The sequence below is a fragment of the Desulfotruncus alcoholivorax DSM 16058 genome (assembly GCF_000430885.1).
Lineage (GTDB): Bacteria > Bacillota > Desulfotomaculia > Desulfotomaculales > Desulfallaceae > Desulfotruncus > Desulfotruncus alcoholivorax.
Window position 1 is genome coordinate 194,594 of sequence record NZ_AUMW01000002.1, and the last position, 25,830, is coordinate 220,423.

A 25,830-nucleotide genomic window follows, 5' to 3' on the forward strand; every position below is an offset into this window, starting at 1 on the left:
GGGGCAAGCATCATTTAACGCAAACCGGCAGGGTACAAGAACGGAGGAATTTATGTGAGCAGTCACCGGGAAATGCAGCAATACTTCAGCCATGACTGTTTTCAAAAACTGTTTGACGCAATCAGCAAAAAGTACAGGTTGCTGGGCCGGGTAGGGGGCGCGGTAAAGTTGAACGGTCTCTCCCCGGAAGAGCGCGACGTGTTGTCAGGCTTTTTGGGCCGGGACTGCCGGGACCATGCCGAGGTCTCAATCAAGCTGCGGGAAGTAAACGACATATTGCAGCAAAGCCGCTTTGATATTGCCCTGCCGGAGTTTCTGTCTTTATATTTCGGTGCCGAGATTTTGCCCAATAAAGAGACGGCCCTTCTGGAAAGCCGGAAATGGTCCTCATTCTTTGCCGGGCTACAGGAGCAGACACTCACCCCGGTAACCCGCGATTGGCTGTCTGAACTGGCCGCCGGCAGGGGGACGGGATACCGGACAGTTTTGGCCATGTACCGGCAAAATGAACTTGAGGCCGCAGAACTACTGAAATCCTGTGTTGAAGCTGTGGACCAGCTGGTGCGATACCCCGGCAGGCGGCAGCGGCTGCCCGTATTTGCTGCCCGGTTAACCGGTGACCCCCACGCCCTGGATGGTGACAGGCCGTTGGGCCGGCTTTTATTTTTCGGCCTGCATCATATGTACCGGCTTTCTGAAACTGAATACGGGGCGGAAAAGAGAAAGGTCCTTTTCAGCCGGGCCGGATTAGAGGAAGATGACGTATCTTCCAATGTTATCGTGGCCGGATTGCGAGTACGCCCCGGGGATCCCCGGGAACCCGTGTTCACCAGCTCCACCGCTACCGCCAGCCCTTTGCTGCTTCCTTTGCGCTTTGTGGAACGATCTACCGGGTGGCTGCCGGCATCGGTTTACACGCTGGAGAACCCCGCCGTTTTCAGCGCCATCCTGGATTTTGCCGAAGGTAGAGCTGAAATTCCGGCACTGGTCTGCACCAGCGGGCAGCCCAGCGTGGCGGCCCTGAAACTCCTGGACCAGCTTGTCGAGGCCGGGTGTACAATCTGCTACGGCGGCGATTTTGATCCCCGGGGTCTGGAAATCGGCCAGCGGCTGGCTGAAAGGTACGGCGCGTCTTTTAAGCCCTGGTTTTTTGACTCCGCCGCTTACTTGCAGGCACCCAAAGGCGTCAAATTGGCTTCGGAGCAGGTAAAAAAACTTGCCGGTCAGCGGGTGTCATGGGACAGTAAGTTAATTGAATCCATGTTGCAGGCGGGCAAGGCAGTGTACCAGGAAGTACTGGTGGAGCAGATGATTAAAGATTTGTTTCGCTGGTGATAACCTAATTAACTTAACATTATTTAATCAAAAAGGTAGGCTTTAGGTAAAGGAAGGGTGTTCATGCGAACCGAAAACGCCGACAGTATAAACAATAATTAGACCCCCTTGAACCAAGGGGGTCTAATTATTGTTTATACCCTTAAATAGGTCACCTTTTCCTTGACCCGACAGCCCAACCCGGCCGCTAAAGTTCCTAACAGAGTTGGGAACACAGCAAACACCAGAATTATCACCCAATGTCCCAAGCCCAGCGGCACCGTGTGGAAGATAGGGTTCAAAAAGGGCAGATAGGTTACGGAAACCTGTAATAACATTGAAATCAACACCGCCCCGACCAGGTGCGGGTTGGTGAACAGCCCGATTTCCCGGATGCTGGCATGTTCGGACCTGCAGGCGAATACATAAAACAGTTGCAGGAATACCAGGGTATTAAAAGCCATGGTCCGGGAAAAATCCAGGTTGCGGCCTTCCATAAAGGCATACCAAAACACTAACAGGGTCAGCATGGCGATAAAAGAGCCACTGCCTAAAATTCGCAGGCCCAACCCGTGGGCAAAGATGCTTTCACCCGGATCACGCGGCGGTCGCCGCATGATATTGCCGTCAACGGGGTCCACCCCCAGCGCCATGGCCGGCAGGCCGTCCGTCACCAGGTTCATCCATAAAATTTGAATGGGCAGAAGGGGTAAAGGCAATCCGCCCAGTACCGCCAAAAACATTACCAGCACTTCACCGACATTACACGATAACAGGTAGCGGATAAATTTGCGGATATTCTCGTAAATACCCCTGCCCTCTTCGACTGCGGCAACTATAGAACTGAAATTGTCATCGGCCAGCACCATCGACGACGCTTCCCTGGTCACATCAGTGCCGGTTATACCCATGGAAATGCCGATATCGGCTTCTTTTACAGCCGGCGCGTCATTCACACCGTCACCGGTCATGGCCACAACATGCCCGTTTGCCTTTAGGGCTTTAACAATTCGGAGCTTGTGGCGAGGTGAGACCCTGGCGTAAACGTGAGTATTCTCAGCCAGGCGGGCCAATTCTTCGTCACTTAGCTTTTCTATTTCCTCTCCGGTCAGCGTCCGGCCGTCGCGCCCGGCAATACCCATCTCACGGGCTACGGACCGCGCCGTGAGTTGGTGGTCACCTGTTATCATGGCCACTTTTATCCCGGCCCGCCGGCACGTGTGCACAGCGCTAATGGCTGCAGGTCTGGGCGGGTCGATCATTCCGGCCAGCCCGGCAAAAACCAGGTTGCGCTCAACCTCAGCCGGGCCGGCTTCCTTGACATTAAAACCGGCAGGCAGCTCACGGTAGGCCAGGCCGAGAACCCGCAGGGCGTTTTCCGCCATGTCCGAATTAGCAGCCAGAATTATTGCACGTTCCCGGTTGTCCAGCGGAACCGGGCGCCCTTCTTTTAAATAGTGAGTGCACAGGCCCAGCACCACATCGGGCGCACCTTTAACCAGGGCCTCTTTTTTACCGTTTTTGTCGCCGCAGATCACGGTCATTCTTTTTCGCTCTGAATCGAAGGGAATTTCAGCCAGCCGCAGATCCTGTTTCTCCAATTTCTCCCGCCAGAAACCGGCTTTAGCGGCCATAACCATCAGCGCCCCTTCGGTGGGATCACCGTTAATTTGCCAGGCAACGCTGTTTTTTCCACCGTTCTTTCTAAATAAGCCCCCGATGGAAATATTGTTTCTTAGCAGGACGGAGTTATTACACAAAGCTGCGATTTGCATCATTTTATTAAAATCAGCCACACTTGATTCCTGCAACCGGCCGGTAAATTTCCCCTTGGGGTCGTAGCCCTCACCTGTTACTTCCAACCAGCCGCCGGCTACATATACCCGCCTTACTGTCATTTCGTTTTGCGTCAGGGTGCCGGTCTTGTCAGAGCAGATAAAAGTGGCGCAGCCAAGAGTTTCCACCGCGGGTAAACGCCTGATAATGGCGTTTCTCCTGATCATCCTTTGCACGCCGATAGCCAGGGCCACCGTTACAATGGCCGGAAGACCTTCGGGAATTGCCGCCACGGCAAGGCTAACCCCGACCAAGAACATCTGGTACACCGGTTCGCCCCGCTGGATACCGACTAAAACAACCAGGGCACACACGCCCAGGCAAAATGTTATCAAACCTTTGCCCAGTTGGGCCAACCTGCGTTGAAGCGGAGTGGGCTCATTCTCCGCCTCTCTGATCATACCTGCAATTTGTCCCATTTCCGTGGCCATACCGGTAGCTACAACAATACCTTGTCCCCTGCCGCGGGTCAAAACAGTGCCCATAAACGCCATGTTGCCGGTATCGGCGGGACCGGCTTGCCGTTCCAGTGTCCGGGTATGTTTCCTTACTGGAGTTGATTCACCGGTTAATGTGGCCTCAACAGCCTCAATGTCAACGGTGTGGGTCAAGCGAATATCAGCAGGTACCCTGTCACCGGCCTCTAAAATAACAATATCCCCCGGAACAAGTTCGGCAGCCGGAATTTTTTTCTCCAGCCCTCCCCGCAGCACCCTGGCCTCGGGTGCGGTAAGTTCCCTTAACGCTTCCATGGAGCGCTCGGCCCGGTATTCCTGCATCACACCCAATACAGCATTTAGCAATACAATAATAGATATAGTGATCGCATCCGACCACTCTCCCAGGAACCCGCTAATGGCGGTGGCAGCCAACAGCACCAGCACCATAAAGTCCTTGAACTGGTTTAAAAACATCTGCCACATCGCTATGTCCGGGCCTTTTTCAAGCATGTTCGGCCCGACCCGCTCCAATCTCGTCCGGGCTTCGCGGTCACTCAGCCCCTTGGAGCTGTCCACCTCCAGGCGCACAGCTGTTTCTTCAGCGCTTAATGTCGGCCAGATTCCAGGCATGTCCTCACCCCTTGCAGAAGATTACATATTTTTAACAATCATATGCAAACAGAGAAGAAATAATTACCATTTTTAAATAGGGGTCAGGCTTGAATTATTCACTTATTTTCTCATTATCAAATAAGTGAATAATTCAAGCCTGACCCCTATTTACCTGTATCTTTATGGGTGATATACTAAAAGGTAATTTGTGTAAGCGGAGGACTTGAGCCATGCCTTTTGACGGTCTCTTTCTGCATGGTATATGCAAAGAATTAAATGAGCAATTAACTCAAGGCCGGATTGAAAAGATTTACCAGCCTGTTCGCGATGAAATAGTGCTGATCATCTCCAAACCCGGCAGTAAATACCGGCTATTGCTCAGCGCCAATGCGATTAATGCCAGGGTTCACATTACATCAGCCGTTCGGGCCAACCCAACCGCGCCCCCGGTGTTTTGCATGCTGCTGCGCAAGCATCTGGAGGGCGGCAAAATTATTGGTTTTTATCAACCGGGGCTGGACCGGGTTTTGGATATTAGGGTCGATAACAGGGACGAAACGGGCCGACCTGAACAGAAATCTTTGTTTTGTGAGATTATGGGGCGTCACAGCAATATCATACTGGTATCAAGAACGGATAATACCATCATAGACGGGATTCGCAGATATACACACGCGGTCAGCCGGCACCGGGAAGTGCTGCCCGGCCGGCCGTACATCCCCCCGCCCGGCCAGGATAAAACCAACCCCTTTGAATTAATGGAAGAGCAGTTCAGGGAACTGGTAATGGGAGCTGATTTGGACGAACCACTGGCAGTCATCGTTCAGAAAAAGCTGGATGGGTTAAGCATACCTACCTGCCGCGAGATTGTAGAGCTTGCGGGACTGCCTGCGGATTTGATCCTTGACCACTGCGGCGAGCACGAATTGCGGGCACTGTGGCAGTCGCTGCAGCAAGTATTGGAAGCAAGTAAGTCCGGTACAATCAAAACCACCTTGGTTTATAACCTGCAGGGCCGTCCGGCGGACTTTTTCCCCATACCGGTTGTGCCCAAGGGTAATGTTAAGTATTCCCACCAAACAGCCAATGAAACCGCCGATAAATTTTTCTCCGATAAAGCAGCCCGGGAAGAACTGCGCAAGCAAAAGGCTCTAATTCTGGACCGGATTAAAAAAGAAACCAAGAGGCTGGATAAAAAGCTAAAGCTGCAGCAAAAAAGCGCGCTTGACGCCGGGGAAGGTGAACGGTACCGCCTTTACGGCGAATTGCTCACAGCTAATCTTTACCGGGTCGAGCGGGGTTTAAAGGAAGTTGAATTGGAAAACTATCACGACCCGGAATTAAAAACAATTACTATTCCATTAATCCCGGAACGCTCCGGAGCGGAAAACGCCCAAATTTACTTTAAAAAATACAATAAAGCAAGGAATACTCTGGTGGCGGCCCGGAAAATGGCCAATCAGACCTATGAGGAATTGCAATATCTGGAAGGTGTGGCAACCGCGGTTGAGCTGGCTGAAAAAACCGAGGAGCTGGAGGAAATCAGGCAGGAGCTGGTGGGTCAGGGGTACCTTAAAAACCCTGCTGCAATGCCGGGCAGAAAACAGGCCAAAACCGGTCAGCCTAAATTGAAGCCGCTGGAATTCACATCCAGTGACGGTTTTACCGTTTTAGTGGGAAAGAATAACCGCCAAAACGATACGTTGACCTTAAAAACCGCCGAGGACACCGATATCTGGCTGCATACCTGCAAAATACCCGGCTCGCATGTAATCATTCGCACCGGCGGCAGGCCGGTTCCGGATCAAACCCTGTTGGAGGCAGCGGCCCTGGCCGCCTATTACAGCCGCGCCCGGGAATCTTCCAACGTTCCGGTTGATTATACTCTGCGCAAGCACGTCAAAAAACCCAACGGGGCCAAGCCCGGCTATGTTATTTACGACAAGCAAAAAACAATTTATGTTGACCCAAAGGTCCCGGGGGGCCAGGCTTGTCGTTCATAATGAACCCTCGGTTTCCTTGCCGTAAGGGAATAAGGAACTCCTTGGTGGAATAGTTCTCTTGGGCGGTTTAACCACGTTGGCCCGAACAGTCTTTTATGCTTGCTTGAACATATAACAGATGGAGAATTCCAGCGCATCCAAGACCCCGGGCCGCACCTTTGGCTACCTGCTGATGTCCGGTCAGCCTGGGACCATGGACGAGATAGCTAAAGATCTGTTATACAGCAAAGCCACGGCATCCCTCATCATCTCGGACATAAAGGTTCAATATGAGCGCTGGACGAAGGGTGAGATTGACGAATCCTCGGAAAAACCTTGAAAGGCGTGCGGACATGACCAATACGGTATTGATGCGTTTAAACCGCATAACCAAAACCTACCATATGGGAGAAGTGACGGTCAATGCCCTGAAGGAAACCACATTGGACGTGTACCGGGGTGAAATACTGGTGATCCTGGGGCCCAGCGGCTCCGGGAAAAGCACCCTGCTTAACATCATGGGAGGAATGGACCTCCCCACCACAGGAGAAGTGTTTTTTGAAAACCGCAATCTTGGAATGGCCAATGACAATCAGTTAACCAGTTACAGAAGAAATGAAATTGGCTTTGTATTTCAGTTTTACAACCTGATACCTGACCTGACGGCCAGGGAGAACGTGGAACTGGCCGCCGACTTGGTGGACGAGCCTCTGGCTGTGACCGGTGTGCTGAGAGACGTGGACCTGGCCGACCGGATGGACCATTTTCCCTCCCAGATGAGCGGCGGTGAACAGCAACGAGTATCCATCGCCCGGGCGGCGGTGAAAAATCCCCGCCTGCTACTTTGTGACGAACCCACCGGTGCCCTGGACTACCAGACCGGCAAACTCATCCTGGCCCTGCTGGTGAAAATCAACCGGGACAGGGGCAGCACCGTGGTCATTGTTACCCACAATACCCCCATCGGGGACATGGCCCACCGGGTGATACGCATGAGAGACGGCACCATAGCCGAAATCAGGGAGAATGCCTCCCCCCTGCCACCGGAAAGGATTGAGTGGTAATGAGCGCCCTGCACAAAAAATTATGGCGCACCATCGGCAAAACCAGGGAGCAGTTTATAGCCGTGGTGGCTGTGGTTACGGTGGGTATAGCCGTTTACATAGCCATGACCACCGCGTACTTCAACTTAAACGAATCAAAGGAGAAGTTTTACCGGGATCATAATTTTGCGGACTATTACTTCCATGTGGTTAAGGCTCCGCAACAAGTGACAAAACAGATTGAGACCATACCCGGGGTAACCCGAGTAACCGGGCGCATCCAAAAGGACGTTACCCTGGTAAACGACCATAATAAACGGGCCACCGCCCGCTTAACCAGCTATTCCCTACCCATTGAACAAGAAATCAACAGCCTGCAGCTGCTCACAGGCCGGTTTTTCGCCGAAGAGGCAATGGCTGCCAGGCCTGGGGAACAATATACCCGGAACGGTGACATCGAGATCCTGGTGGATCCCCAGTATGCCGAAGCCAACCAACTGAACTTCAACGACACCGTCACCATCGTGGCGGAGGGAAAGATGGTGCCCCTGACCATGGTGGGCACCGCCACCGGGCCGGAATTTATTTATCTGATGAAGGACGCCGCCACCCTTTTACCTGACCCCAGGTCCTTCGGCATCATCGCCATGTCACTGGAAAGGGCCCAGCAGCTATTAAACTTGCCGGGGCAGGTGAACCAGGTACTGGTTACCCTGGCCCCGGGCACCGACGCTGAAAAGGTGGCGGAACAGGTAAAAAGCATACTGGAGCCCTACGGCAACCTGGCCGCTTACCCGCGCAAACAACAGCTCAGCAACGCCATGCTGGAGGGAGAATTGGACAGTCTGAAGTCTTCTTCACGTTTTATGCCCGCCATTTTTTTGGGCATTGCCGCCGCCATCCAGTTCGTCATCCTGGGACGCATGGTCCGCTCCCAGCACCTGCAAATCGGGGTCATGAAAGCCCTGGGCTACAATAACAGGCAAGTTATACTGCACTATACCTGTTATTCAGTCCTGGTGGCTTTATGCGGCGCCGTGCTGGGAACTCTGCTGGGCCTTGCCCTGGCCTCGGTCATGTCCCGGGCCTATGCCGTATATTTCAACCTGCCGGCAACCATTGGGGCTGTGAACATCCAGGCCATCTTGTACGGTTTCATTCTCAGCCTCGGGGTAAGCACCCTGGCCGGCTTAACCGCATGCCGCAGCGTGACCGCCATCAACCCCGCGGAATCCATGCGTCCCGAGCCGCCCAAGGGTGGTGGTAAAACTCTGGTTGAAAATCTGTCATGGCTATGGCGCCGGCTGGATACCGCCTGGAAGATGAGCATCAGGTCCGCCGCCCGGAACCGCGGCCGTTTCGCCATCACCATGATGGGTGTTGTTTTTGCCGTGGGCATGCTGGTGGTGTCCCTGTTCACCATTGACGCTGTGGACTATATGATAGAATCTCATTTCCACCAGAACCAGCGTTATGACTACCTGATCCGGTTTACTTCACCGGTGAAGGAAAACGAGCTTTTAAATATCACTCGCGTGGCGGGCGTAAATAAAGCGGAACCCCTGCTGGAGATACCGGTAAAAATCAAATTTAACGGTAAAAACGAAGATGATTCCATAACCGGACTCAACCCCGGATCCACTTTAAAAAAACTTAGGGACCCCCGGGAGCAGCCCGTTGAAATACCCGAAGCGGGCCTGCTGATCAGCCAGAGGACGGCGGAAAGGCTGGGGGCAAAGGTCGGCGATACGGTGGAAGTGGAAACCTTGCTGGGCACCGGCCCTGCCAGGCACGCCCCGGTTAAAATCGTGGGTATCAACAAGCAGTTGGTGGGGGGAGGTTCCTTCGTTTCCCTGGAGCAGGCCAACCTCATCCTGCAGGAGAGACAGCTGGTATCCGGTGTTATGCTGAAGGTGGACCCGGCCTTTGCCGCACAGCTGAAAGAGGAACTGGAGGACATGACCGCCGTGTCATCCATCCTGAGCCGCCGGCAGGAACTGGACAATTTCAACCAAAACATGGACTCAATGGTCTACTCGATCTCTATTATGGTCATCTTCGCCCTGCTGCTGGGCTTCGCTATAGTGTACAACTCTTCGGTCATCAGTTTCTCGGAACGGCAGCGGGAACTGGCCTCCTTGCGGGTGCTGGGCTTTACGGTAAAGGAGGTCTCCGGCATCCTGCTGAAGGAAAACCTGCTGCAATCCCTGCTGGGAGTAGCTCTGGGCCTGCCCTCCGGATACCTGATGGTTAAGGGCTACATCAGTGCGGTAAGCACGGACCTGTTTACCATGCCGGCAATAATCTATCCGACCACTTATATATATTCTGCCCTGGGTGGTTTTTTCTTCATCATGGTGGCCCACCTGTTGGCTGTCAGGGGTGTCAGACAGCTGCAGCTGGTGGAAGTTTTGAAGAATAAAGATTAACAGGAGGTCTAATATGAAGCCGGTTGCAAAAAAAAGAAAAAAAATGTTCCTGCTGGTGGGCGTCGGGGTGATACTGGCGATAATAACCGCAGCCACCATCTTAACCGGTGGAACCGAGGCGGAAACGGTGCCGGTACGGACCGGGGATATCATCCGGGCCGTTGAGGATACCGGTTATGTTCAACCCGCCACCAACTACGACCTGCACGCCGTCCAGAACGCCAGAGTTGTACGGGTACCCGTTGATACGGGTCAACAGGTGAAGAAAGGTCAAACCTTGGTGGTACTGGAAAACCTGGATCTGTCGCTACAAATTGAAGATACCCGCTCTCAATTGTCCCAAACCGCAGCTTCTATTTCCGCAGCCCAAGCGGCTGTGCAACGTATAGAATTGGAATTGAAAAATGCAGGGGAAAACCTGGTACGTTTCCGGGAGTTGTATGAATCCGGGGCTATCGCAGTGGTTGATGTTGAAGAAGCCCGGCTCAAAGTGGAAACACTGGAACAAAGCCTAAAGGAGCAGACATCACTGCTGGAGAGCGCCCGGGCACAGGAGGCTGGCTTGAACCGGTCGCTGCAGAACCTCAACCGCAAAGAGCGGCAGCTGACGCTGCAAAGCCCCGTGGACGGCATAGTCCTGAGCTTGCCGGCCAAGCAGGAACAGGTGGTAACCCCTGGTACAGTGCTGGCCAGTGTGGCGGTGCCGGACAAGCTTGAAATTAAAGCGGATATCCTCAGCGACGACCTGGGTGAGGTAAACCTGGGCCAAAGGGTAAAAATCACCGCCCCGGTTCTTGGCGCAAAGTTATTGTACGGCAAAGTCAAGGAAATATATCCCCTGGCCGAGGAAAAACAATCAGCCCTGGGGGTTATCCAGAGACGGGTGCCTGTTATCGTCACCCTGGCCGACCCGGCCAACCTGAAACCCGGGTATGAGGTAAAGGTGGCCATTGAAACATCCACCCGGCAGGATGTACTGTTAATCCCCAGGGAAGCCGTGCGTACCCTAAAAGGTGGCGGCAAAGAAGTGATGGTGGTGACAGGTAACCGGGTTGAACATAGGCCGGTGCAAACAGGTATCGGAGACAGGGAGAATATTGAAATAACAGCAGGCCTGGCAGCAGGGGAGGTAATTATCCGGGACGGCAACCTGGACTTAAAAGAAAACACCAGGGTCAAGCCAATTGAAGGTTAATAAATTTTGTTGATTTTAAACCCCGTTCTTGTAGCGGAGTTTAAAATTTGGTTACATTTAAAGAACTCCATTTTGACCAACCCTATAGCGGTTCAGTGCCGCTATCGGCACCTTGTTTTTACTCCTCCCTATATTCCTACTGTTTGTTAAATCGATATGTTTTTTCTTTATCTGAGTACAATTCCGCTCAAGTTCGGAAGCTAACTGGTATAGCTTATTTTCCCTATTGTTATTCCTCCACTAACGGTATATTGTTAACTTGCACCAGTACCGCGCTATTTGGCTTAATGACTTGTACTTAATTTGAGTAATAACTTTATAAATTTTATCTTCTTTATTGTAACTTTCTATTAAAACTTCAAAGGGAAATAGTACTCCTTCAAGAATATACATGTTATGGTTTAACCTCGCTTGTGTTTTTTGTAGGGGTACAAAAAACATTTCTACAAGCAAATAGGTGAAACCTTTTAATTTTGGCAGCATTATAAAGATATTTAGGTTTTTATTTTGGGGTAAAGGTATTTTTCAACACCTGGGAAGCCTTGTACTTCAAGGGATTAGAATTATGCAATTGGCTCTAATATGTTTAATTGTTCCTATCAATTTTGCCCCTATTTTTGGGTTAATTCCTCTGCAATTAGCTCAGCCTGTTTTAATACTATTTTTGTTGCAAGCTTCTGCATATCTGGCGGATAACCATATTGCCTTAAAGTGCGTTTTACAATCACTTTTAATTTTGCTTTTACGCTTTCCTTTATTGTCCAGTCTATTGATGCATTTTCTTTCACTACTTGATAAACTGATCACGATTACTCCCCGATTTTCCATCTATCTTAAAGCATTGAAGTCAGGCTGAAGAGCCAGGTGCTTCAGAAAGTAAATTAAGTTCTATCCAATCACCATCTTGCTTGGCGGTCAATATCCCACTCTTAGTATAAAACCTTGCTTCCTTATTTTTCTGCAAATAGCCGGCTTTCCAAAAGATATGCGCGCTTGCAAGTGTTGCATGCCCACAAAGATCAACTTCATAGTTGGGGTAAAACATCTTAAATTAAAACCATCCCCGGTTTCATAAAAAAGTCGTCTCTGACAGGTTCATTTCTCTGGCAACCCACTGCATCCATTGGTCTTCCTTATAAAACCCCTACTTCTTACATTGACACGTAACATATTACGTATTAACATATAGGTATGGAGGAATACTAAATGAAATCATATCATCGGTAGAATTGATTAGAATGCTTGAAGCTTATGGTTGGTACTTCCATAAAGCAAACGGTAGCCACCATCACTTCAAACACCCTTCGAAAAAGGGTAATGTTACCGTTCCGCACCCAAGGAAAAACATACCAACCAAAACAGTAAAAAGTATTCTGCAACAAGCAGGAATTATAGTCTAATATTTTTGTTCCTCCATAAGTAAATCTGATAAGGGAGAAAATGATATGAAAAAGGATCGCTATATCTATCCAGCCATATTCGACTATGCAGATGATGGGATTTCGATATCATTTCCGGATTTTCCAGGCTGCTTTTCATGTGCAGATTCTGATGAAGAAGCTATCTCTATGGCCAAAGAAGCATTAGGATTACACCTTTACAGCATGGAAGAAGACAACGATGAGATACCTGACCCTACCCCTATTAGCAAAATAAAACTTGAATCTGATCAAGTAGTTGTCCTTATTGAAGTCTTTATGCCTACAATGCGTGAAGCAATTGAAAACTACTCTGTAAAAAAGACACTATCAATCCCACAATGGCTTAATAAGCTGGCAATTGAAAGGAATATAAACTTTTCACAAGTTCTTCAAACAGCCCTAAAAGAACAGTTAGGCATTCATAAGAGACAATAAACGTCTCCTTTTTTATCAAAAACCAGACAGAAGACCCCCGCTCAGAGCGAAGCGTAGGCGGGGGATGAATGCCGATGGTTATAAACCAGTGACAAGGGGACGGGGTTACTGACACTCAATAGCTCTGTCCCTCCAACATTTTCCTTAGACTGGAGATGGTAGTCAACAACTCCGTCCCCTTGTCATTCTCCTTTAGCTTACACATAGCGGTTCTGTGTTCCACCGGAAGACCCGTTAACAAGGGGACTGAAAGGTCCAATCAGCATAACATACTCGCCATTGGAATTGCAAGAACGGATTCCCTCTAAAATGTCTTTATGACGAACATATTTTAAGTCATAATTTGGATGATCTACAGCAAGAAAGATTTCCCGGTTCTGGCAAGCCACTATATACTTATCAAGAAATCGCTGACCGCTATAACACTTCTGCCGCAACTGTTAGCAGAATCGCCAGTGACCATGGCCTTCTAAGAAGAGGGAATAAAACTCTTAATTACTTATAAGCACAAGGCAAAAGAAGGTAAATATGGAATTAAAGTCGAATAAAAAAGATGCATATACAAAAAGAGCTATGTGTGAAAAACGAATGGAGGAGGGGCGTTGCCCGCAATGCGGGAGGCCTATGCCTGAGGCGGCAAAGGGAACTTATAAGGAGAAGTTGACTTACTGCTCTAAGTTTGCGGGAAATTGGAAAAAGAGATATGAAAGCAAGAAAAATGAGTCTTTTGAAGGCTAAATAGCAATGATCATTAATGTTAAAGAATTAACACTTTCCCTCAGCTTCTTCGCGACCTTAAAAAAGTCCTCGCCGGCAGCGCCGCTGGCAATCTCAGCTTCGGCTTCAGCCAGCTTTCCATAGAGTTCAATTAGCGCCTGCTGCCTCTCGTATGTTTCTATACTCATAAGCACCTATCGCCTACACCGTTTTTTGTGATAAAAACCGGCTCACGCTACCTGTGACAAAACTCCGATATTTCATTGGCGTTGTTCCGTAAATCCGAAATTGGTCGTATGTTCGGCATGACAAGCCCTCCTTGCTATCAATATCTATGCACTAAACATAGCATAACTTTGAGAGCTAATCAAACCGGTGCCTGGCACTACAAAATACTACAAAATATCGACATATATTTTCGATATAAAAAAGTGCCAGCTACCGTTATTAACATGGAGAGTAAATCCGGCTTCTCTTCGACACGACAAGCAATACTGCCTGAATGTTTGAAACTTTTTTATCCATTGATCTTTCATTCGTTAATGAGATAACAGCCATCGCTTTTGATTCAATTAAAAATATTCCTTGATCATAAAACGCAATATATCTGTAAATTTGCCAGTAACAATAAATAGCAAAGAAAATCATAAACATTAATTGCCGGCAAATTTAGCATAGAACTAATTAAATTGTTTTACCAATTGAGAAAATCAATCATCTGATTCCAAAACCAATGTTGTTAGACTTATTATTATGCATTTTGAGATACGATTTCACTTTTTGTTCTATCTTGGCACCGGGCAAACGGCAGATGACTCCAAACAAGCTATAAAACAAAACCGCACGTAAAGAATCCTCAGGATACATCGGGTGTCCGGCTACCCAGGATATTTTTTCAAACCCGGGGTTAATCGAGCCATGGAAAACACCCAGCAGTCTTTTTTCAAAAGACAGCACGGTTAAGAAATCCATTTCTTTATGAATACGGCTAATATCCCAAGGAATATTGTTATTATGTAACAGATGCCATATTTCCTTGGTATCTGATGGAATCGCTTTGCGTATCACTATTTCTGTGTTGTCCATATTATACACCTCTTTCTCTTAAACTCAATAATATCCATTATCCAAGCCCTTCTCACCATATTTGATTAATTAAAGAAATTGTTCAGTCCATTTCAGAGTAATAAACAATATTATAAAAGCTAACTGCTTGATTTGATATGCACCTGTATTTGTGCTGCTGATCGGCTTGAAACTTAATGATATCTCCGGCGGACAAAGTATATGTTGCTTCTCCCACTGTCACTTCGAGAGTTCCTTCCATCATCAAAATGTATTCCTCAGAACCGTCGTCATGTGGTTCCGATAGGTAAGAGCTGTGTGCATTAAGAGTAACGAAGAATATCTCAAAGCGACGGTCTTGCTGAAAAGAGAATAATGGATAAACTGTTACACCGATCTCATCATCAATTATTGGAAAAACTTCACAACTTCGAACAAGCTCAATTTCAGGTTTTTTTTCAGTCATAAGTTCAGTGAATGGGATATGCAACCCGTTGACAATTTTCCAAACGGTCGCAATTGAAGGGTTGGATTCCCCCCGCTCAATCTGGCCCAACATGGGCTTGCTTACCCCGGTTTGCTCCGCAACTTTATCCAGGCTTAAACCTCTCGCTTTACGTATACGGGCAAGGTTGTTGCCAATAATTTTGGAAATATGCATTTGCTTTTCCTCTAGTAATATATGTTATACTTTATTTTATGTTAAATATAACATACAAAATAAAACCTGACAAGACTGCCAGAAACATCAGCCGGCCAGAGCACGGTAAATTTTGGCTTCAGAGTAGATTTCTCAATTAAACTGTTAGACCAGCGCCTGATGGAACTTGCTTTGAATAACCTTGTGGACAACGCCAGCAAATATACGCCACCCGGCGGGCAGATTGCTCTGACCTTACAGGTGGACGCCTGCAACGCGGTCATCACTGTAAAAGACTCCGGTAAAGGGATTGCACCGGAGGAGATGCCCTTCATTTTTGAAGCGGTTCCAACGCGGGGTCGACACCCAGTCCATCCCCGGTACCGGTTTAGGGCTCGCCATAGCCCGGGAAGCTGTCCAGCGGTTGGACGGAACTATAACAGCCAACAGCGAAGCTGGTCGGGGTACCAGGTTCGTGATCCGCCTACCGCTCTTGCAGACTCAATAGTCGAGCATACTATTACAATGTCTATATGTAATTAAATCTGTAGCCCGTTCAGCGCGGCCGCCTCTGCCGGGTTTATGAAACTAAAATTCCAAACCACACGGTTTACTGGATTAACAGATAAATATATAATGAGTAGTAACGCCAGCGCTCCTGCCAAGTGCAATTGCCTGGAATAAGATGTAACACTCTTTGATTGTTGAGGTAGCAGGATGATAAACTTGTTAATCGGATTAGCGGCGGGGTTCTTCGGAGGGCTTGTGGGACTCGGCGGCGGAGTGATAATGATCCCCTTGATGGTGGGAATCCTGAAAATGGGCCAGCACAAGGCCCACGGCACAAGCCTTGTGGCGCTTGTCTTCACCGGAATATCAGGAGCTTTCACCTATGCCTTAAATGGTTCAGTTGATATACCGGCCTCTTTGCTATTGGCGTCCACCGCCATATTCACTGCCAGGGCGGGTGCGCGTTTTGCCAATGCCCTTCCGGAATGGAAGCTCAAGAGGTCCTTCGGTGGGTTTTTAATCCTGGTCTCCCTGCTCCTGCTTCTGAAACCTTACCTGTACCATGTTTCCGAGCCTACCACGGGATGGCTGAAAATATTAGTTCTCTTATCGACAGGGATCTTTACCGGCTTCCTCTCCGGGATGATGGGGGTCGGAGGAGGCACGATCATGGTGCCTGCCATGGTGCTGCTCATCGGCTTCACCCAATACACCGCCCAGGGTTGTTCCCTCCTCGCCATGGTCCCGGTGGGAATAGTAGGCGCTTATACCCATTGGCGTTTGGGGAACGTCAACACAAGTATATTGCCTGGATTAATCCCGGGCATTCTTTTGGGCACATACCTGGGCGGCTCCCTGGCTCATATCCTGACAGAAGGAGCATTGCGCATTATCTTCGCCGCCGTGCTGATCTGGACGGGGGTAAGATATTTAAGAACACCGAAACCTCAGGCTGACGAAGGGGAAAGGAGCAGCTAATGCACCAAATTGTAGCGGTCAATGCCATCAGCGGCCATGGTAGTCACCATGTTAACCCTAAAGCATAACTTTAAAACCTGAGGATATAATTTTATTGAACTCATATAATCATAGAAAAATATTTTTAGCAAGGAGTATTGTAAATGGCTTCAATTGCTGACGAAATTTTTGGTTTGCTCGAAGAATTGATCGCCATCCCGGGAGTGACCGGGTTTGAAGATGCCGTTCGGGATAAGCTGGTAACGCTGCTCCCGGCGTCAGGAATTACAGTTGGCTCAGACAATATGGGCAACCTGTACGCCACGCTTACTTCAAGTGATTCGGGTGACAACAAGCCCAAGGTTATGCTTTGCGCACACATGGACGAAGTAGGCTTCGTGGTTAGCAGTATCGACAGCGAGGGGTTTATTTATTTATACCCGTTGGGCGGTGTGCCCGATTATCTGGGCCCGGGGTTATGGGTGCGCATACACGGGTCCGGAGGGGATATTTATGGAAGCGTTGGCATCCATCCCCCCCATTTGCCGGTGACCGGAAACAGGGAGATTTTCGTTGACGTGGGCGCCTCCAGCCGCCAAGAGGTCCTGGATATGGGAATTGAAGTAGGTACAAGTGTAACTTTTGCCCGGGATTTCCGCCGGTTAAAGGGAGACAGGGTCATGGGCAGGTGCCTGGACGACAGGGTGGGCTGTGCCATCCTGGTGGCGCTGTTACGGCACCTGGCCGGTAAAAAAGTTGGAGCATCCATTACCGGGGTGTTCTCCAGCACCGAAGAACACGGCATGCTTCCCGGCAGCGGCCCGGCACCGGTTACCGGCTCCCGGGGCGCTCTGGTTGCGGCCATGAACCTAAAACCCGACTTTGCCATCGTTATGGACAGTATGGTCTGCAGCGACATCCCGGGCATTCCCAGGCACATGCGCCAAATCAGGCTGGGGGGCGGTGCAGCTCTTCGCCTGGTTGACGACCTGGCTATTATGCGACCGCGGATGCGCTTATTTTTGCAGAACGTGGCGCGAAATAACAACATTCAAATACAGCAGGGAGTTTCCAGGTCTTATACCGACACCTCGGTTATACAGCTTGCTGATGTTCCGGTAGCCACCCTTGGCATCCCGCTGCGTTATGCCCACTCACCCGGGCAAATAGCCGATCTGGGTGACATGGCTGGTATTTTTAACTTCGTTTCCGCTATTGTTCAAAACATCTCCCAGTACTTTTCAGGTTAAAACCTTGGCTTTGACAAATAATAATGATGACCTGCCGGTCTTTCAAAAACCCAAAGGAGGAGGCTACTATGGCTAGAAGGAAAGGCGTTATGTCCGACCGACTTAAGATGGAGTTAGCCGAAGAACTTGGGGTTGCCGATATAGTGCGCCAGGAGGGCGGTTTCGGCAGTGTCTCTTCAAGGGACTGCGGTAACCTTGTCCGCTTGGCCATCCAAAAGGCAGAGCGCTCGATGTTATAGAGACGGCAGGCCGGGGTGCGGTTAAATAACCGCACCCCTTAATTTTTTTATTGAAACATTTTATTATCAAAGGTAATTATTTATATTACTCATTTATTGTTTTATCTGTTAGAATATAACCGTACCATTTTGGAACAAGCATTTTGGGAGGTAAACTTTGTGAATATTATAAAATTTGTGGCTCCTGAAATTATCTTTGGTCTGGAAGCCATCAGCCAGGTGGGGGAAAGCTCCCTGCGCCTTGGCGCCAAGAAGGTCTTTGTAGTTACCGATGACGGGGTAAAAAATAACAGTTGGGTTAACAAAGCCCTTAGTTTCATAGAACAAGCCGGTTTGGAGTATACAGTCTGGCATGGCATCACCAGTAACCCCAAAGACACCGAAATTGCCGGCGGCGTAAAGCAATACCTATCCACGCAGTGCGATTCAATTGTGGCTGTTGGAGGCGGCAGTCCCATCGACGCGGCTAAAGCGGTGGCGATATTAGTTTCAAACGGCGGTAAAATCCAGGATTACGAGGGAGTAAATAAAATAACCAGGCCCCTTCCGCCCATGGTCATGGTGCCCTCCACCGCCGGTTCCGGCTCGGAGGTGTCTCAATTTGCTATTATTGTGGATAAAGAGCGCAAAAAAAAGATGGCCATTATCTCAAGATCACTGGTGCCCGACATAGCGATCATCGACCCGCAACTTTTACAAACCAAGGATGCGCGTCTTACGGCGGCAACTGGTATTGACGCCCTTAGCCACGCCATTGAATCCTACGTCTCCCTCGCCGCAAACCCACTTACCGACGTAAGGGCGCTGGAGGCCATCAGATTGATTTCGGAAAACCTCCGCGAGTCGGTGGCCTGCCGGACCAACATGGAGGCTAAATCAGCCATGGCCATGGCCAGCCTGCAGGCCGGGATAGCATTTTCCAACGCTATTTTAGGCGCCACCCACGCCATGACCCACCAGGTGGACGGTCTTTTAGACCTGCACCACGGAGAAACCAACGCCGTGCTGCTACCCCACGTGATGGAGTTTAACCTGATCTCCTGCGCGGAAAAATATCGCCAGGTAGCCATAGCCATGGGTGAAAATGTTGAAGGCCTGAATAAGCTGGACGCTGCGGAAAAGGCCATCAAAGCGGTCCAGCGACTGGTTCAGGACATTGGCATCACTTATGGTTTATCCGCTATGGGCTTTAAAGAAGAATACATTCCCGAATTAAGCAAAAACGCTTTGGATGACGCCTGCATCGTAACCAATCCCCGGGACGCCAGCGCTGAAGACCTGGCCCGGATTTTTTATAAAGCTCTTTAGGTGGACTCAAAAATGAAGAATAAGCAGCTGATAAACGACAAGATGCGCATTATCGAAAATCTCACCGGGATTAACTCTTCCAAAATAAATTATTATACAGAAGTAAAAAAACAAAACAAACGGTTGGAAATTATCCACCAAATTATTAAAGATATTAATATAGATATGTCCCTGGGTGATATCATTGAGCGGGTTTACCAAAAGCTCCCATCGGTAATCCATTGTGAGTTTTTAGGTCTTGCCTTAATGCAGGAGGATGACCTGGTAATGACAGCCATGATCCCCAACTGCGACTGCACAGGCAAACCTGTACCTTTTAAATCATTGCTGTGGAGCGTAGTCAGGGAAAGAAAAAGCAGATTCTACTCCCTTGACGAAGAGCAACCAATGCTGCTGGAATGCCCACCGGTAAAAAAACTAAACCTTGCCTCCCTCGCCCTGGACCCGCTCTTTGCCAAGAGCAATGTTATAGGTGTTTTAATGACCGGCAGCAGCAGAGAGAATGCTTATCTGGAAGATGAGATGAATTTTACCCGCCAGTTGGCTGACCAGCTGGGCATTTGCATAGAGAACGCCCGGCTGTATGAGCAGGTGTTAAAAAGCAAAAGCGAATGGGAAGAAACATTCCGGGCTTTAACCGACCCAATTTTACTTATAGACAAGAATTATAATATACTGCGGTGCAACAATCAGTCAGAGGGGCTGCCGGGCTGTCCCAGCAACATGTCACCCAGAAGCAAGTGCTATACTTATGCCTGGGGCCGCGCTGAAAAATGCGAGCACTGCCTGATGGACGAGGTTATGATAACCAAAGCGCCCGCTTATAGAAGAATACAAATGGAATTGGGAAGGACTTACGACGTTCATTATTACCCGGTGCTTAAGGACGGCCGGAAAGTTGAATCCGTTATTCAACACATTAAGAACGTTACCGAACAAGTTAAAATGGAAGCCCAGTTAATGCAATCAGGCAAGCTGGCGGCCATCGGGGAAATGGCCGCCGGCGTTGCTCATGAATTAAACAGCCCCATGACGGTGATAATCGGGAACTCCCAAATGATATTACGCGATGGTGATACGAGCGAATCCAATACCGAGCTGTTAAAAGATATCTACAATTGCGGCCTGCGCTGTAAAAAGATCATTCAGAACCTGTTGACTTTTTCGCGACAGGACCAGCGCCCGATGGCCAGGACCAGCTTGAACGATGTTGTGGACAGAGTGCTGAGCTTGATCCAGTACCAAATTAATCGCAATAACGTAGAGATAAATGTGGAACTTGACCCCGATTTACCCCAAGTGCTGGCTAACGAACACCAGTTGGACCAAGTTTTGATCAACCTTTTATTAAATGCCCGGGATGCGTTGGAGAACAGTACCGGTCATAAAAAGATAGCCATCTCCACCCAAATCCGGAAATCAGGCCGGACAACTTGCGTAATAGCTTCAGTGACCGACAATGGAGAGGGCATACCACAAGAAAACATAACGAAAATTTTTAATCCTTTTTTCACCACCAAAGCAGCCACCAGGGGAACAGGGTTGGGGCTTTCAGTCAGCCTGGGCATAGCCGAGGCCCATGGCGGCACCATTGAAGTGGACAGCAACCCTGAAGGGGGCAGCAAATTCTCCCTGGTAATTCCGGTTAATACCGAAGATTCCGGCACGGGAGGCGAGACCTTTGCCCAAGCTTGATCAAATTTTAATAGTTGATGATGAAATTGAAGTGGGAACCTTTTTAAGCCGTCTATTGGTAAGGAAAGGCTTCCAAACCAGCTATGCCGAAACCGGGGCCGATGCTTTTCAATTAATTGCATCGACAGGTTTTGCGGTGGCTATGATTGACCTGAAGTTACCGGACACCTGCGGGTTGGACATTTTACGCCAGCTGAAAAACAACCAGCCGGATTGTGAAGCTATCATCATGACCGGTTATGCCACCACCAAAACCGCTGTAAAGGCCATTCAACTGGGGGCCTTTGATTATATTGAAAAACCGTTTGATGATATTTCTGAAATAGAGCAGCTGGTGGTGAAAGCATTTGAATACCGGCACCGAATAACCGGTCAATCCGGCGGTCAGCACGAATGGCAGGCAATAGCCAACCGTACGGGCTTTGTTGTGGGAAACACTCAGAAAATGATCCGGCTGGCCACGGTGGCGGAAAAAATTGCGCGTAAAAATATTAATGTTCTGATTCAGGGTGAAACAGGGACAGGCAAAGAAGTCCTGGCCAGATTTATCCATGCTGCCAGCAGCAGGAGCGATCATACTTTCATCCCTGTTAATTGTGGCGCTCTGCCTGAAAACCTACTGGAAAGCGAGCTTTTTGGGCATGAAAAGGGAGCTTTTACAGGCGCAACCTCAATGCGCCGGGGGATTTTTGAAATAGCCGACAACGGCACCTTGTTCCTGGACGAAGTGGGAGAAGCCGGCCTGCCCATCCAGGTAAAGCTTTTAAGAGTTCTGGAAACCGGCGAGTTCCTGCGGGTTGGCGGGGAAAAACCTGTTCAAACGGACGTAAGGATTATCGCCGCTACCAATGTGGACTTGGAGAAAGCAGTACAGGCAAAAAATTTCCGGGAAGACCTTTTTTACCGGCTTGACGTCATCCGGCTTGAACTCCCGCCGTTGCGGGAAAGGAAAGAAGACATCCCCTTGCTGTTTAACCGTTTTATCTCGCGGACCGGCAATTTGCAGGTCTCGCCTGAAGTCACCCGGGCTTTACTGGATTACGACTGGCCCGGTAATATCAGGGAACTGGTGAATATTGCCAACCAGGCGGTTGCTTTATGTGACGGGAATACAATCCTACCGTCACACCTGCCGGATAAGATAATCACCAGAAGTTCGGAGCAAACGGAAGTGTTAACAGAAAACGGTAAAGTTGCCTTTTCCGGCAGCCCGGTTGATACCCTTGAAGCAGCATTAAATGCTGTTAGACATGGAAAAAACCTTACCAGGGATAATATAATTAAAGCCTATACAATCAACAAACAAATAGGAGAACGCCTGTATGAACATATGACAACTCTGGGCGTAGCCGGTCCACTGCCTCCCAGCCTGAGGGAGGTTGAAATTAAAGCAATAGCCGAAACGCTGTCCTTTTATAAAGGAAATATTTCAACTGCCGCGCGGTCCCTGGGTATTGGCCGGAACACTCTATATCGAAAGATAAAAGAATATGGCTTGCTGATATAAGCGCCGTTAAACCGGTGCTTTTTCTTTGGAAGTCATGTTTTCTCTTCCCCCATCCAGTGCCCGCCTGCTCCGGGTAACCACAGGATCGCCTTGTCAATCCCTCAAACCACTCCCAACTGCTCTTTTTTGGAACCCCTGTCCCACCTTCGAACTTTAAACTGATAGAAAATTAGCTTTTTGGTTCCATTTTGGATCATCAAAATATTCTTATCTGCTAAAACTAAAGAAATATTCCCGCAATTGCGAACTGGCACAGGCCTTGCGTAAAAAACTTGTCATTAACAAAAAATAAACTTATAACAAACAAGGAGGTTATTTTTAATGGCTCTTGGAGAACAGGTTTACGGTTATTTTATTCCTACGGTTAACTTGATGGGTGTGGGCGCTGTAAAGGAAACCACCGCTCAAGTTAAAACTCTGGGTGGAACCAACGCCTTGATTGTTACTGACGCATTTTTGGCCAAGACCGGCATGGCCGAAGAAATTAAAGCGCTGGTAGAAGCAGCCGGCGCCAAAGCACTCGTCTGGGGCGGGGCTGAACCCAACCCAACCGACATCAACGTACATGACGGGCTCAAAATTTATCAAGAAAACAATTGCGACATGATTATTTCACTGGGTGGCGGAAGCTCCCACGACTGCGCCAAGGGTATCGGTATCGTAGCCACCAACGGCGGAAATATTCGCGATTACGAAGGTGTGGACAAGTCATCAAAGCCCATGCCCCCGTTCATTGCCATCAATACTACCGCTGGAACCGCCAGTGAAATGACCCGTTTTTGCATTATCACCGATACCGACCGTAAAGTTAAAATGGCTATCGTCGACTGGCGGGTAACACCCAATGTAGCCATAAATGATCCTATGCTGATGGTTGGCATGCCTCCCGCATTAACCGCCGCCACCGGTATGGACGCGCTAACCCATGCCGTTGAAGCTTATGTCTCCACCATCGCCACACCGGTTACCGATTCAGCAGCGCTGATGGCCATTAAACTTATATCTACAAACCTGCGCAACGCTGTTGCCAACGGAACGAACATGGAAGCCAGGGATAAAATGGCTTACGCGGAATTCCTGGCCGGCATGGCCTTTAATAACGCCAGCCTTGGTTATGTGCATGCCATGGCGCACCAGCTTGGCGGCTTCTACAACCTGCCCCACGGTGTTTGCAACGCCATCCTGTTGCCGCACGTATGCAACTTCAACCTGATTGCCTGCCCCGGCCGCTTTGCCGAAATCGCAGTGGCCATGGGTGAAAACATTGAGGGACTCAGCACAAGAGACGCCGCTGATGTGGCGATCGAAGCCATCCAGCAGCTTTCGGAAGACGTGGGGATACCCAGCGGACTGGCTGAACTGAATGTTAAGGAGGAGGATCTTAAAATAATGGCGGAAAACGCCATGAAGGATGCCTGCAGCTTCACCAACCCGCGCCTGGCCACGCTGGACGATGTAATCCAGATTTACCGCAACGCTATGTAATAGACCCTTTTATAGTGTATCAATACGGAACAATTGTTCCAAAACAAAGCACCGTCGTTGTGTACTTATTGTGCACGGCGACGTTGCTGCCTGCTATTAATCGATGCTTGGCGCTTTAATACTATGGAACGTTTTTTGCTGACGAAGCATTTAAGATTTAGTTATTTATTTTAATTAAGTAATTATTTTAAGATTTTATTATCTCCGAGCCTGTCAACCTTCTGCTCAGGTGGTTCACAGGACGTCAGGGTATAACGGGAAACTGTTATGCCTCCCAGTGTGGAAAGGAGAGGAGAATAAATTAAAGGAGGAAAGACAATGTCCAAAATAATCAGGGTCAATATGACTCAAAAAGAGGTAAAGTTTGAAGAAGTTGCGGACAAGTATGCCTCCCTGGGCGGCCGTGCCCTGACCTCACAAATTATAGCCGGCGAAGTGCCCCCCACCTGTGACGCCCTGGGACCGTTCAACAAACTGGTAATCGCCCCGGGCCTGCTGACCGGCACCAGCGCACCCTCCTCCGGCCGCTTGTCGGTAGGGGGCAAGAGCCCGCTGACCGGCGGCATCAAAGAAGCCAACGCCGGCGGTATAACCTCGCAGAAATTAGCCAACCTGGGCATTAAAGCCATAATCATCGAAGGCAAACCGACAGATCAAGAATTCTCAATGCTGAAAATCACCCCTGACGGAGTGGAAATACTGCCCGCAGGCGACCTGGCCGGCAAAGGCACCTACGAAGTCACCTCCCTCTGCCGCCGGCGTTACGGCGACAAAGTAGCCGTCATCACCATCGGCCCCGCCGGCGAAATGCTGATGCCGTCCGCCGGAGTCACCAACAACGACAGCGACGGCAACAGCAGCCGCTACGCCGGGCGTGGCGGGCTGGGCGCCGTCATGGGCTCCAAGGGATTAAAAGCCATCGTCGTTGACTGCCCCAAAACCTTCGACGCGCCGGTTGCCGACCCCGAGCGGTTTAAAGCCGCAGCTAAAAAATTCGCCAAAATACTTTTGGACCACCCCGTCTGCGGGCAGGGTCTCCCTTCCTACGGCACCAACGTGCTGATGAACATCATCAACGAAGCCGGTACACTGCCCACCCGCAACTTTAGATTCGGCCGTTTCGACAAGGCCGCCGAAGTCAGCGGCGAAAAGCTGGCCGAAGTAGCCACGGCCCGGGGCGGCAAAGCCACCCACGCCTGCCATCCCGGCTGCGTGATGCGCTGCTCCAACGTCTACCCCATGCCGGACGGCAAAGTTTGCGCCCCCATCGAATACGAAACCGCCTGGTGCTTCGGCCCCAACCTGGAGATCGGCGACCTGGACGTGGTGGCCAAGCTGAACTACATCTGCAACGATGTGGGCCTCGATACCATTGAAGCGGGCTGTACCCTGGGCGTTTTAATGGAAGCCGGGGTAATCCCCTTCGGCGACGGCCGGGCTGCCATTGCCGCGCTGGAAGAAGTGGCCAAAGGCACTCCGCTGGGCCGGGTTACCGGCGGCGGCGCCACGGGCGCCGGTAAACTGTACGGAGTAACCCGCGGGCCCGCCGTTAAAGGCCAGGGCATCCCGGCTTACGACCCCCGCTCCTGCAAAGGCAACGGCGTAACCTACGCCACCACCCCCATGGGCGCGGACCATACCGCCGGCTACGCCGTTACAGCCAATATTCTAAACGTGGGCGGCACTGTCGACCCCACCAAGAAAGAGGGCCAGGTGGAGCTTTCCCGCAACCTGCAGGTGGCCACCGCCG

Annotated in this window: 23 protein-coding genes, 2 pseudogenes and 1 riboswitch; of the genes and pseudogenes, 19 read left to right on the forward strand and 6 right to left on the reverse strand. The window is 49.8% G+C overall.

Features of this window, described 5'->3' with window-relative positions:
• Nucleotides 1–54: 54 nt before the first annotated feature.
• Complete coding sequence (locus tag H569_RS0102290) at nt 55–1,335, forward strand: TIGR02679 family protein (RefSeq protein WP_051273150.1); 1,281 nt, start codon at nt 55–57, stop codon at nt 1,333–1,335.
• A gap of 134 nt (nt 1,336–1,469) precedes the next feature.
• Here H569_RS0102290 and H569_RS0102295 read toward each other — a convergent pair whose 3' ends face one another.
• Entirely contained in the window at nt 1,470–4,220 is a 2,751-nt protein-coding gene (locus H569_RS0102295) for a calcium-transporting P-type ATPase, PMR1-type (RefSeq protein ID WP_027363649.1), read from the reverse strand.
• 212 nt (nt 4,221–4,432) lie between these two features.
• Here H569_RS0102295 and H569_RS0102300 point away from each other — a divergent pair, with 212 nt between their 5' ends.
• The 5 genes from H569_RS0102300 to H569_RS0102320 all read left to right on the forward strand — a co-directional run bounded on the left by H569_RS0102300 (nt 4,433) and on the right by H569_RS0102320 (nt 10,851).
• The gene (locus H569_RS0102300) at nt 4,433–6,205 is read left to right on the forward strand and encodes an Rqc2 family fibronectin-binding protein (protein ID WP_027363650.1); all 1,773 of its coding nucleotides are present in this window, start codon (nt 4,433–4,435) and stop codon (nt 6,203–6,205) included.
• A gap of 118 nt (nt 6,206–6,323) precedes the next feature.
• The gene (locus H569_RS0102305; protein ID WP_027363651.1) at nt 6,324–6,524 is read left to right on the forward strand and encodes a hypothetical protein; all 201 of its coding nucleotides are present in this window, start codon (nt 6,324–6,326) and stop codon (nt 6,522–6,524) included.
• Between the two features lie 13 nt (nt 6,525–6,537).
• Nucleotides 6,538–7,248 carry an ABC transporter ATP-binding protein gene (locus tag H569_RS0102310; RefSeq protein WP_027363652.1) on the forward strand — a complete coding sequence of 237 codons (711 nt, stop codon included), beginning with the start codon at nt 6,538–6,540 and terminating at the stop codon, nt 7,246–7,248.
• Complete coding sequence (locus H569_RS0102315; protein WP_027363653.1) at nt 7,248–9,656, forward strand: ABC transporter permease; 2,409 nt, start codon at nt 7,248–7,250, stop codon at nt 9,654–9,656. The genes H569_RS0102310 and H569_RS0102315 overlap by 1 nt, the downstream gene beginning before the upstream one ends.
• A 13-nt stretch (nt 9,657–9,669) precedes the next feature.
• Nucleotides 9,670–10,851: an efflux RND transporter periplasmic adaptor subunit gene (locus tag H569_RS0102320; RefSeq protein WP_027363654.1), complete on the forward strand. Its 1,182-nt coding sequence runs from the start codon at nt 9,670–9,672 to the stop codon at nt 10,849–10,851.
• A 611-nt stretch (nt 10,852–11,462) separates the two neighbouring features.
• Here H569_RS0102320 and H569_RS21625 read toward each other — a convergent pair.
• Together H569_RS21625 and H569_RS21155 are read right to left on the reverse strand one after the other, a co-directional pair.
• Nucleotides 11,463–11,639, reverse strand: a complete 177-nt coding sequence (locus H569_RS21625; RefSeq protein ID WP_238492444.1) for a type I restriction enzyme endonuclease domain-containing protein — start codon at nt 11,637–11,639, stop codon at nt 11,463–11,465.
• A 59-nt stretch (nt 11,640–11,698) separates the two neighbouring features.
• Nucleotides 11,699–11,896, reverse strand: coding sequence for a PhzF family phenazine biosynthesis protein (locus H569_RS21155; RefSeq protein WP_027363655.1), 198 nt, complete (start codon nt 11,894–11,896; stop codon nt 11,699–11,701).
• A gap of 193 nt (nt 11,897–12,089) precedes the next feature.
• On the opposite strand from H569_RS21155, the gene H569_RS21630 reads away from it, so the two are divergent.
• The 3 genes from H569_RS21630 to H569_RS0102345 all read left to right on the forward strand — a co-directional run bounded on the left by H569_RS21630 (nt 12,090) and on the right by H569_RS0102345 (nt 13,445).
• Nucleotides 12,090–12,251 carry a type II toxin-antitoxin system HicA family toxin gene (locus tag H569_RS21630; RefSeq protein ID WP_207637509.1) on the forward strand — a complete coding sequence of 54 codons (162 nt, stop codon included), beginning with the start codon at nt 12,090–12,092 and terminating at the stop codon, nt 12,249–12,251.
• A 45-nt stretch (nt 12,252–12,296) separates the two neighbouring features.
• The gene (locus H569_RS0102340; RefSeq protein ID WP_027363656.1) at nt 12,297–12,707 is read left to right on the forward strand and encodes a type II toxin-antitoxin system HicB family antitoxin; all 411 of its coding nucleotides are present in this window, start codon (nt 12,297–12,299) and stop codon (nt 12,705–12,707) included.
• Between the two features lie 528 nt (nt 12,708–13,235).
• Nucleotides 13,236–13,445: a hypothetical protein gene (locus tag H569_RS0102345; RefSeq protein WP_027363657.1), complete on the forward strand. Its 210-nt coding sequence runs from the start codon at nt 13,236–13,238 to the stop codon at nt 13,443–13,445.
• Here the strand turns inward: H569_RS0102345 and H569_RS18970 are convergent.
• The 3 genes and pseudogenes from H569_RS18970 to H569_RS0102360 all read right to left on the reverse strand — a co-directional run bounded on the left by H569_RS18970 (nt 13,442) and on the right by H569_RS0102360 (nt 15,150).
• Nucleotides 13,442–13,731, reverse strand: a pseudogene (locus H569_RS18970) (type II toxin-antitoxin system Phd/YefM family antitoxin). The gene H569_RS0102345 and the pseudogene H569_RS18970 sit on opposite strands and share 4 nt — an antisense overlap.
• 407 nt (nt 13,732–14,138) lie before the next feature.
• On the reverse strand, nt 14,139–14,510 hold the full coding sequence (locus H569_RS0102355; RefSeq protein ID WP_027363658.1) for a hypothetical protein: 372 nt from the start codon (nt 14,508–14,510) through the stop codon (nt 14,139–14,141).
• A gap of 82 nt (nt 14,511–14,592) precedes the next feature.
• Entirely contained in the window at nt 14,593–15,150 is a 558-nt protein-coding gene (locus tag H569_RS0102360) for a helix-turn-helix domain-containing protein (RefSeq protein WP_027363659.1), read from the reverse strand.
• A 159-nt stretch (nt 15,151–15,309) separates the two neighbouring features.
• On the opposite strand from H569_RS0102360, the pseudogene H569_RS23535 reads away from it, so the two are divergent.
• From H569_RS23535 to H569_RS0102410, 10 genes and pseudogenes are all read left to right on the forward strand, one after another.
• Nucleotides 15,310–15,423: pseudogene (locus H569_RS23535) on the forward strand (sensor histidine kinase); the annotation flags it as partial.
• Nucleotides 15,424–15,439: 16 nt separating this feature from the next.
• The gene (locus H569_RS23265; protein ID WP_257720079.1) at nt 15,440–15,637 is read left to right on the forward strand and encodes a sensor histidine kinase; all 198 of its coding nucleotides are present in this window, start codon (nt 15,440–15,442) and stop codon (nt 15,635–15,637) included.
• A 209-nt stretch (nt 15,638–15,846) separates the two neighbouring features.
• Complete coding sequence (locus tag H569_RS0102375) at nt 15,847–16,617, forward strand: sulfite exporter TauE/SafE family protein (RefSeq protein WP_207637510.1); 771 nt, start codon at nt 15,847–15,849, stop codon at nt 16,615–16,617.
• Nucleotides 16,618–16,760: 143 nt separating this feature from the next.
• Nucleotides 16,761–17,846 carry a M42 family metallopeptidase gene (locus H569_RS0102380; RefSeq protein WP_027363662.1) on the forward strand — a complete coding sequence of 362 codons (1,086 nt, stop codon included), beginning with the start codon at nt 16,761–16,763 and terminating at the stop codon, nt 17,844–17,846.
• Nucleotides 17,847–17,914: 68 nt separating this feature from the next.
• Nucleotides 17,915–18,085: a small, acid-soluble spore protein, alpha/beta type gene (locus H569_RS0102385; RefSeq protein ID WP_027363663.1), complete on the forward strand. Its 171-nt coding sequence runs from the start codon at nt 17,915–17,917 to the stop codon at nt 18,083–18,085.
• A 159-nt stretch (nt 18,086–18,244) separates the two neighbouring features.
• Nucleotides 18,245–19,393, forward strand: coding sequence for an iron-containing alcohol dehydrogenase (locus H569_RS0102390; protein WP_027363664.1), 1,149 nt, complete (start codon nt 18,245–18,247; stop codon nt 19,391–19,393).
• A 12-nt stretch (nt 19,394–19,405) separates the two neighbouring features.
• On the forward strand, nt 19,406–21,088 hold the full coding sequence (locus H569_RS0102395) for a GAF domain-containing sensor histidine kinase (RefSeq protein WP_207637511.1): 1,683 nt from the start codon (nt 19,406–19,408) through the stop codon (nt 21,086–21,088).
• Nucleotides 21,075–22,595 carry a sigma-54-dependent transcriptional regulator gene (locus H569_RS0102400; RefSeq protein WP_027363666.1) on the forward strand — a complete coding sequence of 507 codons (1,521 nt, stop codon included), beginning with the start codon at nt 21,075–21,077 and terminating at the stop codon, nt 22,593–22,595. Before H569_RS0102395 ends, H569_RS0102400 begins: the two co-directional genes overlap by 14 nt.
• 321 nt (nt 22,596–22,916) lie before the next feature.
• The gene (locus H569_RS0102405) at nt 22,917–24,080 is read left to right on the forward strand and encodes an iron-containing alcohol dehydrogenase (protein ID WP_027363667.1); all 1,164 of its coding nucleotides are present in this window, start codon (nt 22,917–22,919) and stop codon (nt 24,078–24,080) included.
• 190 nt (nt 24,081–24,270) lie between these two features.
• Nucleotides 24,271–24,386: riboswitch (molybdenum cofactor riboswitch) on the forward strand.
• 12 nt (nt 24,387–24,398) lie between these two features.
• Nucleotides 24,399–25,830, forward strand: a 1,432-nt coding sequence (locus H569_RS0102410) for an aldehyde ferredoxin oxidoreductase N-terminal domain-containing protein (protein ID WP_027363668.1), incomplete at its 3' end; no start/stop codon positions are given.